At 55.8% G+C, this 10,236-nt stretch carries 12 protein-coding genes; 9 read left to right on the top strand and 3 right to left on the bottom strand.

Translation table 11 applies throughout. The features are described 5' to 3' along the window. Both NB063_RS14775 and NB063_RS14780 read right to left on the bottom strand, forming a co-directional pair. Window positions 1-1,914 carry a dynamin family protein gene (locus NB063_RS14775; RefSeq protein WP_250929507.1) on the bottom strand — a complete coding sequence of 638 codons (1,914 nt, stop codon included), beginning with the start codon at window positions 1,912-1,914 and terminating at the stop codon, window positions 1-3. Between the two features lie 62 nt (window positions 1,915-1,976). After that, window positions 1,977-2,825 carry a cysteine peptidase family C39 domain-containing protein gene (locus NB063_RS14780; protein WP_250929508.1) on the bottom strand — a complete coding sequence of 283 codons (849 nt, stop codon included), beginning with the start codon at window positions 2,823-2,825 and terminating at the stop codon, window positions 1,977-1,979. Window positions 2,826-3,031: 206 nt separating this feature from the next. Between NB063_RS14780 and NB063_RS14785 the strand changes: the two genes are divergently transcribed. The 8 genes from NB063_RS14785 (at window position 3,032) to NB063_RS14820 (ending at window position 7,740) form a co-directional block, all read left to right on the top strand. After that, on the top strand, window positions 3,032-3,400 hold the full coding sequence (locus NB063_RS14785; protein ID WP_250929509.1) for a DUF1257 domain-containing protein: 369 nt from the start codon (window positions 3,032-3,034) through the stop codon (window positions 3,398-3,400). Beyond that, window positions 3,397-3,585, top strand: a complete 189-nt coding sequence (locus NB063_RS14790) for a DUF2997 domain-containing protein (protein ID WP_250929510.1) — start codon at window positions 3,397-3,399, stop codon at window positions 3,583-3,585. The genes NB063_RS14785 and NB063_RS14790 overlap by 4 nt, the downstream gene beginning before the upstream one ends. A 56-nt stretch (window positions 3,586-3,641) precedes the next feature. After that, window positions 3,642-5,132, top strand: coding sequence for an AAA family ATPase (locus NB063_RS14795; protein ID WP_250929511.1), 1,491 nt, complete (start codon window positions 3,642-3,644; stop codon window positions 5,130-5,132). Window positions 5,133-5,303: 171 nt separating this feature from the next. Further along, window positions 5,304-5,519 carry a hypothetical protein gene (locus NB063_RS14800; protein ID WP_250929512.1) on the top strand — a complete coding sequence of 72 codons (216 nt, stop codon included), beginning with the start codon at window positions 5,304-5,306 and terminating at the stop codon, window positions 5,517-5,519. Continuing rightward, window positions 5,440-5,868, top strand: a complete 429-nt coding sequence (locus NB063_RS14805; RefSeq protein ID WP_250929513.1) for a hypothetical protein — start codon at window positions 5,440-5,442, stop codon at window positions 5,866-5,868. Before NB063_RS14800 ends, NB063_RS14805 begins: the two co-directional genes overlap by 80 nt. Before the next feature lie 149 nt (window positions 5,869-6,017). Further along, entirely contained in the window at window positions 6,018-6,986 is a 969-nt protein-coding gene (locus NB063_RS14810) for a hypothetical protein (protein WP_250929514.1), read from the top strand. Then, window positions 6,986-7,282 carry a hypothetical protein gene (locus NB063_RS14815; RefSeq protein WP_250929515.1) on the top strand — a complete coding sequence of 99 codons (297 nt, stop codon included), beginning with the start codon at window positions 6,986-6,988 and terminating at the stop codon, window positions 7,280-7,282. Before NB063_RS14810 ends, NB063_RS14815 begins: the two co-directional genes overlap by 1 nt. Further along, window positions 7,279-7,740, top strand: a complete 462-nt coding sequence (locus NB063_RS14820; RefSeq protein ID WP_250929516.1) for a regulatory protein GemA — start codon at window positions 7,279-7,281, stop codon at window positions 7,738-7,740. The genes NB063_RS14815 and NB063_RS14820 overlap by 4 nt, the downstream gene beginning before the upstream one ends. Before the next feature lie 335 nt (window positions 7,741-8,075). On the opposite strand, the gene NB063_RS14825 is transcribed toward NB063_RS14820, so the two are convergent. Continuing rightward, entirely contained in the window at window positions 8,076-8,606 is a 531-nt protein-coding gene (locus NB063_RS14825) for a transposase family protein (protein WP_250929517.1), read from the bottom strand. A gap of 1,004 nt (window positions 8,607-9,610) precedes the next feature. On the opposite strand from NB063_RS14825, the gene NB063_RS14830 reads away from it, so the two are divergent. Next, window positions 9,611-10,177, top strand: coding sequence for a sigma-70 family RNA polymerase sigma factor (locus tag NB063_RS14830; RefSeq protein ID WP_261367391.1), 567 nt, complete (start codon window positions 9,611-9,613; stop codon window positions 10,175-10,177). The last annotated feature ends 59 nt before the right edge of the window (window positions 10,178-10,236 follow it).

The raw sequence follows: 10,236 nt of genomic DNA on the forward strand, positions 1-10,236 counted from the left end.
TCACGCCTTCATCGTCGGGAACGCCCGTCGAAGCTCAGTGAGGTGTTTGCCGACCAGCATCATCTCGGCTCGAAGCTTCGCTACGACTTCTTGGGACTCTGCATGGGTCCGACCAGCAGCGGCTTTGGCATCGTCAAGATCGCGTTGCAAGTCAGCACGCATCTGCGATGTCGCCGCTTCGAACAGACCGTTGAGTCCCTTACTGCATTTGTCAGCACGATCTTCGAAATCACGCACCACCGAACGTCTCACTTGGCTCAATTGATCGGCAAGAATTCCACGAAGTTTAGTGAACGCTTGTGCGTTGCGGTTTTCTGCCATCACACGTCCGGTTTCCGACGCACCGTAAAGTCCAAAGGCCGCCGCCACTAGCGAAAGTGCACCGACCGGCGGAAAAATGGCACTAATTACCATGGACGAAAGGTAGTAACCAGCGACTCCCGCGAAGGCAATGTTCCGGGTTGATTCGAACACGCTAGTCGATGATAGATCAAGCGTAGTCACCTTCCGGAACTGTATGTCTCTCGAATGTGAGCTTCCGCTTCCTGATACATCGCCAGTTGCTTTAACATTGAGTGCCTTCTGAGCTTGTCCAACGGCGTTCTCGAATCCCGAACTGAATTTGTCAAACACTTCTTTACTCGCTTCAGCACAACGTTCCATAAAGTCCTGCTGGATCATTTTCAAATTCTCTTGCATTTCGTCCGCCGTGAACCCCCGATAAGCACTGACGAAGTCGGCCAGCAGATTGCCCGATGGTTGTAGTAAGCTTTCGAGTTCATCAAGTGAGTCGCGGGAAATTTTCCCAACCGTCTCGTTAGTTGAGGCCACGAGCGGTTTGAAAATGTTTAATTCCCAATCGTTGAACTTGCTAATCGCTTCTCGGCGTTGTGTTTCGATCTCTTGAATTTTGCCGCTGGTGGTTTCACTCGCAAGCGAGAGACGAATGTCCATCTCATGGCTGACTTTGCTCGCAATCCGGGCCCAGTCGACAGCGGCCTTCGCTGCGAGGAAACGTTCTTTTGACGGCAACAAGGTTTGCGCGACGAATCGCATCAGCGGCGGATATCCCGAATCCTCCAGCTCTTCAAGATCGAATTCTTCGTCGGCGAAGTTTTTCGTGCTGGCACTGACAGGGAAGTAAACGATGCGATCATCCGTGAGCCCCAGTTCGGACTTCAAAATTGTCTTGTTGCGGTCTTCCCAACCTCGCCACAATTCTTCGCTGGCAGCGTCAATCTTGGTCTGGACGAAAAGTAGCTTGACAGCGAATTTTTCGGTCAAGTCCCGCAGGAAAGCAATCTCATCCGCACTCATGACAGATTCGACCGAATCAACGACGAAGAGGATCGCATCGGCGTTCGGGGCAAAACGCCAAGTGATGTCGCGATGGGCCTTGAAGAGACCACCGACACCGGGAGTATCGACGATCACCAACCCCGACTGTAGCAACGGATTAGGCAGTTCGACCGCAATGAAATCAACTCTCTTTTCGTTGTTGGGATTCCCTTTTTCGGTGCCGTAGTCCATGAGTTGATCGGGTTGCACGACTAGTGGTGCGACAGGCTGGCCGGTTTCGCCGTCGTCAAAAAAGAAGACTTTAAATTGTTTCTTCGGACCGTAGAGAATCTTGAAGACAATCGAGGTCGCGATGTCCGAGTCGGTCGGCAGCAATTCCGGTTCGCTCAAGAAGGCATTGATGAAGGAGCTTTTTCCTTTCTTGATTTCCCCCATGACAACCAACCGAAACACACCGCAGTTGAGACGTTTAAGGCCGGCGATCGCATCATCCAATTGCGACGTGTTGACGTACTCTTCGGCGAACGGAACCAACGAAGTCGCTACGTGGTTGACAACGGAGCGGAAATCGATCGAGTCGGGTTGGCTTGTTTGCGCGGTGGTGCTGGTGTTCACTAGTTGTTTCGGGACAGGGTTTGGGAAGCAATAAACTCTGATTAAGGAAGAATAAGGGCCCTTTAGATCTGGCGAGCCAGTGAACTTCGTTCGTCGTCATTCAAGTCTTGGATCGTTTGCGAACACGCCTTCACGACGGATGCGGCGTATCCTTCGAGCATGCCGCCGCTGTCCATAAGCCGATCAGAGACTTGGTCGACGTTCTTGGTGAAATGTTCGAAAGCGAGGCCGCGTGCCTCTCGAAACGATTCCCAAAACTTCGAGTCCATGTACATGCCATCGGACTCGTTGAAACCATTACCCAACACCGGATCGGCTCCCAATGCGGGCGGTGGATTGTCGGTCGCGACGTAGAACTGGTCGGAGTCGTTCCAAGCATCGATGAAGCGGTCAAGTGGAACTCGCATGCCCGCACCTTCGGGGTGTCCGGGGTCATTGATCACCGCGATTGGATTGGACGGGTCCGACATGTCCAGACCATTGATCACAACGGCATGGTCGGGGGTCTGGCCTTGAAAGCGATCTTCAAGCACCGAATCGGTGCCCCACAATTCACCACCATCGACGGCGACGATCACCTTGCGACCATGTGCGAGATCATTTAGTAGGTTATCGACGCCGATCGATTCATGAGTTGCAACGCCGTGGCCTTCGAGCAATCGCCCGAGGTCGTCCATCCTGGTTCCGGAATTGGTGAGGAATCCAGCCGAAGTTGCTTCGTAGACAAGATCGGCTTCGCTGATGATGACACCGAATTGTTCGAGAATCATCTGCTGCGAGACGACAGCACACGTGTAACTCGTGGTCTGCTGACGCCATCCCTGGGTATCGGCTGCGAATGGATCGTGTTCGGCAAAACCGAAGTTGGGCGAGAGAAAGTCGGCATCCGGTGCGAAATCATCAAACAACATTTTGGTTTCCTTGATCGAATACATTTTCCGGGCAATGATGGACAGTTTAGCACCCCCCGGTTTGCGGTGGTATCTCCAGAAAAGAAACTTCTGCTACGTCCCCAAAACCGCTGAATTTCCGTCTCTTCCTCGCTACGTATAGGTGACGGTGGCAGCGTAGCTGCCGGCAATTACCTATTCCTCGTTTTTCAGACGGAGGTGCGACCATGTCGCATGTAGTGCAGATTGAGACCCAAGTTCGGGACGCTACGGCGGTTCGGGCTGGGTGTAGTCGACTCGGGCTCGACGAGCCGGTCGAAGGTGAGGTGAGGTTGTTTAGCGAGACCGTGATGGGGCTGGCTGTACAGCTTCGTGAGTGGCGTTTTCCGGTGGTATTTGATCTTAGCACTGGGAAGTCTCGGTTCGACAACTACCAGGGCCATTGGGGCAAGCGAGAGCGTCTCGATGAGTTCTTGCAGGCATACGCGGTGGAGAAGACGAAGATCGAAGCTCGGCGGAAGGGATACTCCGTCGTTGAGCAAATGCTCGCCGATGGATCGATCAAACTCGCCCTGAGTGTGGGAGCGTCGACATGAAAACCATCGAAGTAATCGTCAGCCCCGACGGATCGTCGCGGGTCGAGACCAACGGTTTCACCGGATCGGATTGCCGACAGGCGAGCGAGTTCCTCGAACACGCTCTCGGCTCGCGATCGAGCGAGCGCCTGAAGGCCGAGTTCCATCAGGCCGATACGAAGGTCCAACAACATGCCCGGCAGTGATCGTCACTGACCGGGCTTTTCTTTTGTCCATTCACAAACACGAAGGAACTCAATACATGACACTGAAACAACGTCTTAGCGAACTCGTCCGGGCCTGCTTTGCGGGTATCTGGATCGAGTCTTACGAGCATCCCGATGCGATCGCTGAGTTGGCATCGCTCTGCCGCGATGAAGACTGGCAACTTGTCACGTGGGATATCGAACGAGGGCTCCGTGCCCCAAATGGTGCGGGCGTCCAAGTCGATGCCAACGACCCTCTCGCTGCGGTCCGGGCGATCACGTCGCTGGCCGACGGTGAAACACCATCGATCGTGGTGCTGCAGAACTTTCAGCGGTTCATGCAGTCGGCGGAAATCGTTCAGGCGATCTCCCGTGCGGTAGATGAAGGTAAGCAGAGGCGAGGATTCACGGTGATCCTCAGTCCAATCGTTCAGCTACCCGTTGAACTCGAAAAGCTGTTCGTCACGGTCGAGCATTCGCTGCCGAGTCGTGAGCAATTACTGGAGGTCGCATCGGGGATCGCGACCGAGACCGACGAAATGCCTGTCGGCAAACAACTCGACGCTGTACTGGATGCTGCGGCGGGTTTGACGCGATATGAGGCTGAGGGGGCGTTTAGTCTCTCTCTCGTGCGTGATGGGGTTCTCGCACCGTCAACGATCTGGGAACTCAAGACCCAGACGGTTGAGAAGTCGGGCTTGCTCTCGATTCATCGTGGCGCCGAGACCTTTGATTCGCTCGGCGGGCTCGACGTGCTCAAGACGTTCACGCGGCGGGCGATGTTAAACCGTCGCAGCGACGGACAGGCGGTGCAGCCTCGCGGTGTGATGCTGTTGTCGCCGCCGGGTTGCGGCAAGAGCGAGTTCTGTAAGTGTCTGGGCAACGAGGTCGGCCGTCCGGTACTGACACTGGATGTCGGTAGCTTGATGGGTTCGCTCGTCGGGCAGTCAGAGGAGCGAACACGGCAGGCTTTGGCGATCGTCGATGCGATGGCACCCTGTGTGCTGATGATCGACGAGGTCGAGAAAGCTTTCGCTGGCGCTGCCGGCGGAGGTGCCAACGATAGCGGAGTGTCCTCACGGATGTTCGGTTCGTTCCTAACGTGGCTCAACGATCATCAGTCGGATGTGTTCGTGGTCTGTACCGCGAACGATGTGCAGCGGCTTCCACCGGAGTTCTGTCGTGCCGAGCGTTTCGACGCGGTGTTCTTTCTCGACCTACCCGGTCGGGAGCAAAAAGACGCGATCTGGTCGCTATATCTGGAGCAGTACGGTCTGGAGACAGAGCAGCGACGTCCGAAGGACGAGCAGTGGACCGGTGCGGAGATCAAATCCTGTTGCCGGCTGGCAGCCTTGTTGGATGTATCGCTCGCTCAAGCGGCACAGAACATCGTTCCGGTGGCGGTAACCTCGGCGGAGTCCGTCGATCGCCTTCGTCAGTGGGCCAGTGGTCGGTGCCTCTCTTCTGACCAGTCCGGTGTATATCGACACGACCAGCCGCCGACCAACCGTCGGCGGCGGGTTTCGACACAGCCATCCAGCAATTAGATGGTCATCGAAACGCGCCCCTGAATGAAACCTTCCTCGTGCCGCACCGGCATTTCCCGAGGGACGATCGTGGGTAAGAAGCTGGCATGCCAGCGACTGTTGCCGGTTTCTATCACGCCCCGCATGCATGTTCTGCGAGGTGCTTCTTTTAACCCATTTAGGAGTAATCACTTGAGTCCAATCATTGTCGTCTGCCTGTTCCTCGCACTCGGTCTCGCTGTCGCATCGCTTCTGGTAATGCAGCAGCGACGGCGATTGCAGGCCATGCAGTCGATCATCAACCAACTCGTCCAAAAGGAGTTCCATCATGCCGACCATCCTCCGCCTGATCGCCCCGACGACGGCGATGGTCTTGATCTTTACCGGATGCGGTCCGAGCGGTCGTGACCTGAGCGATCGTCAGTGGCTCGACATGCAACGAGAACTGCAGGCCGAGCGTGCAGAGGTCGGGCGTCAACGAGACTTGCTGGAATCGGATCGCCGCGAGTTCGAGGGTCGCGAACGCAACGATCCGATGCTGGCGGCGTCGATATCGTCGGCTGCGTTACTGCTTTGCTGCTGCCTACCCATGGTGCTCGTTGCCGTTCTGCTCTGGCCGCGACGATCGCACACCTCCGACCAAGATGTTCACGATTTGTGGATTGACGAAGTCGTCATCCCGCTTGTCGAAGAAACATCGCAAACCCGGCGTCTGGCCCAGACCACCGCCACGCAACGGCTCGCCACCCGCGAGTGATGGCGTTCGGGTCGCATCCGCTGGGATGCAACCGAGCGTTTTGATTTCCTGACTATCCCGCCACCGCACGCCCCGTCTGCTCACGTGAGCCGGCGGGGCGTTTTTTATTTTGCGTTGGCCCCCACCCTTTCCCACGAAGGAACCTAACCATGAGTATCGCATTTGAACCCACCACCGAACCTCGCTTCGAAGAAACGATTGAGAACCCGCTCGCCAGCGTTGGCGAGCGATTGCAGTCGGAGACGACTGCGGTTCGGATGAAGATCCACTGGCCGGGCGTCCGCAAGACGCTCAGCCAAGACCAGAACCGACAGGCCGCTGGTACGTTCGCGGCGGACACCAAGTCGCTGTCGACGTCGAAGAAACTGTTCGATACCAGTCATCCGGCCTTCCGAGCGGCGACGGCGGTGAAGTCACAGGCTTCCGATTATTGGAAGTCGATGACGCTGCCCTATGTCGAGCCGGGGATGCGGCTGATCCGCCGCCGTGATGTGGCCTCTTTCGACGTTCACATGACGTCGGTGCGGGCCGAACTCGCTGAGGCGGTTGAGCAGATCGAAAAGGCTTACGACGAGTTGGTCGATCAGGCCCGTGATCGTTTGGGAGGCCTGTTTGATCCCTCGGATTACGCGAGCAACCTGCGTGAGACGTTTGCCATCGAATGGGACTACCCGAGCTGTGACCCGCCGGAGTACTTGCTGCGGGTCAGCCCGCAGCTGTACTACAGCGAGTGTGCCCGGGTGCAGCGGCGATTCGATGAGGCGGTGCAGGTCGCAGAGCAGGCGTTCGCGGATGAGCTGTCCAAGCTGATCGGTCACCTGGCCGAACGATTGGCGGGCGAGAGCGACGGTACTCCCAAGGTGTTCCGGGACTCCGCGTTGACGAATCTGCTTGACTTCTTCGATCGGTTTCAGCGTCTGAACATTCGATCCAACGACGACCTCGATCGCTTGGTCGCGGATGCTCGCGAGATCGTGGGGAGCGTCGTGCCCCAGGATCTTCGTGATCGGACGAACCTTCGTGACCGCGTCGCCGAGCAACTGTCCCAGGTCGAGGCGTCGCTGGACGACTGGATGACGGACCGTCCACGCCGCAGCATTTTGAGGCGGTCGAGGTGATGGATGAGACGCTTGAAATCGTCGTTGGTCGCAGCGGCACGGTTCGGATGGTCTACGACGAGGCTTTTGATGGTCGTTGCCTCGGCCATCCAAGCATCCGCCGCGGATCGGAAGTCGAACCGACGGCGGACGGCCAGTGGACGGCCGACCTGTCCCGAGTTGGCGGACCGCGACTTGGTCCTTTCTCTTTTCGTTCCGAAGCCCTCGCGGCTGAGGTCACATGGCTCCGACGTCACTGGCTTGTCCGTGACGATTCGGTTTTCCCTTCCCACCCAACCCCAGGAGATTCCCTATGACGACAAAACTAAGCGTCGGAGTGACCCGCAAAGTCGGTCAGCCAAACTTCGGTAGTGCCTGTGCAACGTGTCAGCTCGAAATCGAGATCGACAATTCGTTGATGAACGATCATGCCGACACGCTCACCGAACGAATTCGGCGGACGTTTGATCTGTGCCGGCAAGAGGTCGATCGTGAACTGATGCGTCACGCAGACGGTTCACACTCACGACCCGAGGCCATCAACGGCAACGTGCGAGCCCGCAACGGATCGTCACCGCAGCCAACACAGGCCCGCCGAGCACGCCCAGCCACGGATGCCCAGATCCGGGCCATCCACGCGATCGCATCGAAGGCGAACGTACGGCTGGCGAGCGAACTTGACGCCGAATTCGGTGTCGCGTCGCCACAGAGCCTGACGTTGCAACAGGCGAGTGAGCTGATCGAAAAACTGAAAAGTCAACTGACTGGTCAGTGAGTTCACCGGCCTTCGGGCCATTCCGCCACGTCCTTACCGGGTACGTGGCTTTTTTTTAGCTCCTGGCGGAGTTGTAGAGGAACAAATCACCCCATCTCCGACCAGCAGGGCCGCTTCACTACGGCAGGCGAATGACTTGTAAGCAGACAACAAAACGGACCACCCGTCCTCGGTTGCATGCGATGGTTCAAGTAAGCCGCTGTCGCGGCGGTTTCTTTTTGGTGGCGGAACGGAGGCGTCGCGGATTGTTGGAAGCCTCCGTTCAGGAGGAGCTGTTCGCTGGGAACAGCTCAGCAACTCCTCCTGAAAAGGAAATCATGATGACCAAGTCTAGCTCAAATGGCTCGCAAGATGCACCCGGACTTCACTTCCCTGAAAGTCTTCGCCTGAGACTCTCCGAAGACTTGCACCTGACTGGCAAGGCTAGTCGAAGGCGAATTGATGGGATACAAATTCACAGTCGAGCACCATGGCGAATCGGACAGGCTCAGCTGCAGAGCGTATCTGGCCCAGCCCTTGGTGTAGCTTCGGCGGGTGTCGGCAAAATTAATTTTGATTTGGCGAATGGTCCGGCAGTCATGGCACTGCACACGAGGCAAGGCGGCGACGACGACGGTCTGTTTCAGGCCAATCGGAGAAGCCCGAAATTCTCGTTGCTTGAACCCTCGACGGATCACGTTTCGACTGCCGCACATTGGACAGCAAACCGCCTTTTCACTTGGCTCGACATGAAATCGCGTGACACCTCCGGTAAACTCGATCCGGGTCTGCCGGTAGCCACGGATGCCAAAGGACTGATACAACAAGGTGGTGATCATGTGCGTTTTTCCAAAGAAGACTTGAGAAATCTCCTTGGAAGATGGCATGTCCACACTTTTACTTCCATATGCCGAACTTTCAATCGCACTCAGCCTTGCGCACCCGTCAGTCGGATGAGCCATGTTTTTGTGGTCTGCCGGGTCGCGCGGTGGGTTCCGTTGAGTGCGTCAATGTCTTTGACATCGTTGGTTTCCATCGTTCTGTGACTTCGCATGCCAAATTGCACCGGCAGAAGCAAGCAACGCGAGGCTCAAACTGACCAGCCAGACGTAGTAACCTACTAGAATCTCTGAAATGGTTACCGGAGAATGAACTAGAAATGAGAGCGCGATCAGAACCGCAATCGTACTCAGCATCAGCGTCTGAACGCTTTCCGAGCCTCGCAGCAAAAGAGCAACCACGGACCAATAAAATGGGTTTGCCAACCAAACAAAGCCCTCCATTTCAGCCAAAGCCAAGAACGCGATCCCGAAGGCTTGAATTCCAATGAAATGATTTTGCTCGTAGCTGCCGACGGTCGGGAGTAAAAATGACACGAGGTACACGAGAAGGCTTAAGACGGTTATCGCCAAACTCGCGCTACTTCCGAATTGAAGATGGTTTTTCAAGAACACAACGATACTCAATCGGACTCTAGATTTGAGTGGTCTACTGCCGTTTCTTCGTTGGTTCTGCAACGGAAACATCGACCTAGTTTAATGTGAGCTTTCGGATTTAGATATTCCTGTGAGTGAAGCGGGCGAGAGCCAAACTTTCGGTCCCACCGACGCCTTGCTCCAGTCTCGGTTGAGCGTCTTCGTCAAGCTCTGTTGCAAAACTGACAGCTTTACTGAGTATCAGGCAATGCTTACTCGAGTGAGGTTCGACTGCCAACACCAAGTCAAGCAGAATGTTTAGATTGACACGTGAGTCAGCGTCCGAATCCGATCCGACTAAATACAGTGAGTGTCGCTCAGAGAAGGCGTTATGATGCCTAATTGCGAGACCTTCCACAAATTGCGTCTCGGGCAAATTCCAGGCTCATTGCACAAGGTTAGGTACTGGTGACACTATGCGGTCAGAGAAAGAATGCGACTTCCCACTTACAAAAATTGAATCTTATCGCGATTACATGCGTTTCCTTGCCCGTGTGCAGATGCGTGACGAACTGCGAAAGAAGTTCGATCCTTCGGACATCGTACAGCAATCAATGTTGCAGGCTTATCAGGCGTTTTCTGACTTTCGCGGTAGCAGTGAAGCAGAACTCGTTGCCTGGCTGAGAACAATCCTCGCAAGAACGATCTCTCACGCGATCCGTGATGCCCATGCGGACAAACGAGATGTTGGACGAGAGCGATCCATCCATGCGGCGATGGATGCTTCGTCTTTGCGTCTGGAAACGTTCCTGGCTGCGGAGCAGTCCTCGCCAAGTCAAAATGCCCAGCGGCGAGAACAGGCGGTCGTCGTAGCAGAAGCCGTTGAAACGCTCTCGGAAGGGCAGCGTGAAGTGATTCTGCTCCGATACTGGCACGGCAAAACAATCACGGAAATTGCCGAAGAAACGGGAAGGACCGTCTCGGCTGTCGCCGGCTTGGCATTTCGCGGACTGAAATCGTTGCAAGAAAAGCTGGGAACCTGAAAGCGACATCCAGAACCGCTACGAGTTCTGCTTGCAGGCTGCAAACTCAGATTCAATTT

The sequence above is a fragment of the Aporhodopirellula aestuarii genome (assembly GCF_023701485.1).
Taxonomy (GTDB): domain Bacteria; phylum Planctomycetota; class Planctomycetia; order Pirellulales; family Pirellulaceae; genus Rhodopirellula; species Rhodopirellula aestuarii.

Bases quoted from the DNA above. Each gene is read 5' to 3' on its own strand.
- NB063_RS14780 (WP_250929508.1), bottom strand. From the start codon at position 2,825: ATGTTGTTTGATGATTTCGCACCGGATGCCGACTTTCTCTCGCCCAAC.
- NB063_RS14785 (WP_250929509.1), top strand. From the start codon at position 3,032: ATGTCGCATGTAGTGCAGATTGAGACCCAAGTTCGGGACGCTACGGCG.
- NB063_RS14790 (WP_250929510.1), top strand. From the start codon at position 3,397: ATGAAAACCATCGAAGTAATCGTCAGCCCCGACGGATCGTCGCGGGTC.
- NB063_RS14795 (WP_250929511.1), top strand. From the start codon at position 3,642: ATGACACTGAAACAACGTCTTAGCGAACTCGTCCGGGCCTGCTTTGCG.
- NB063_RS14805 (WP_250929513.1), top strand. From the start codon at position 5,440: ATGCCGACCATCCTCCGCCTGATCGCCCCGACGACGGCGATGGTCTTG.
- NB063_RS14810 (WP_250929514.1), top strand. From the start codon at position 6,018: ATGAGTATCGCATTTGAACCCACCACCGAACCTCGCTTCGAAGAAACG.
- NB063_RS14815 (WP_250929515.1), top strand. From the start codon at position 6,986: ATGGATGAGACGCTTGAAATCGTCGTTGGTCGCAGCGGCACGGTTCGG.
- NB063_RS14820 (WP_250929516.1), top strand. From the start codon at position 7,279: ATGACGACAAAACTAAGCGTCGGAGTGACCCGCAAAGTCGGTCAGCCA.
- NB063_RS14825 (WP_250929517.1), bottom strand. From the start codon at position 8,606: ATGCCATCTTCCAAGGAGATTTCTCAAGTCTTCTTTGGAAAAACGCAC.
- NB063_RS14830 (WP_261367391.1), top strand. From the start codon at position 9,611: ATGCGGTCAGAGAAAGAATGCGACTTCCCACTTACAAAAATTGAATCT.